General features: G+C 47.1%; 1 protein-coding gene. It reads right to left on the bottom strand.

Annotation, left to right across the window (positions count from 1 at the left end; translation table 11 throughout):
• Positions 1-845: efflux RND transporter permease subunit (locus A3729_RS29595; protein ID WP_197476279.1), on the bottom strand; the 845-nt coding region annotated here is incomplete at both ends.

Below are 845 nucleotides of genomic sequence, written 5' to 3'. Positions count from 1 at the left end.
TCGAACAATGGCATCACTAACAATGCGCCCATAAAGGAAACCGGTATACCAATGCAGACCCAAAAAGCAATGGCAGGACGCAGAAACAAAGTCAGCAAGAGCAGGACTAATATACCGCCCTGTATGGCATTATCTGAAAGCGTTTTCAGACGCTTTTTAACGATTTTTGAGCGGTCATGCCAAGCATCAAGCTGAACGCTTTCGGGTAATGAAGACTCAGCTTCCTGCAAATAGGCCCTGACTTTATCCGCCACATCGATAGCACTTTGCTGACCGACACGATAAACATCGACCAAGGCCGCCGGCCGACCATTAAAGCGGGTCAGTATGGCGCTTTCCTCAAAGCCATCATTAACACTGGCCAAGTCTGCAACCGTGACGCTACTACCATCAGCTCGACTCAGCACAGGAATCTGCTCAAACTCTAGTTTGTTATAAGCCTGCCCACTAGAGCGAATCAGAATTTCACCGCCATTACTTTTTAAGCTTCCGGCAGAGATATCTCTTGAGTGTTGCTGAATCGCCAAAGCCACTTGCGACAGACTCAGTCCATACTTCTGTAATACCCGCTCGTTAACTTCAATGCTAATTTCATAATCACGCACACCGTCTAATTCAACCTGGGTAATCCCTTCAATATCAAGCAATTGATCACGTACATGCTGTGCCTGTTTGCGAATTTCCCGTTCCGATAAATCGCCAGACACCGCGACACTAATAACTTCCCGTTTCCGCTTGCTTAAACTCACCACAGGCCGCTCTGCATCCGCAGGCAAATTATTCACCGCATCAATGCGATTCTTTATTTCTGTTAGCAAAGTCTGTGGGTCGTAGTTGTCATCCAG

It is taken from the genome of Oleiphilus sp. HI0043 (assembly GCF_001634935.1).
The sequence above is the reverse complement of the archived record's forward strand: the minus strand, read 5'-3'. Positions and strand labels throughout refer to the sequence as shown.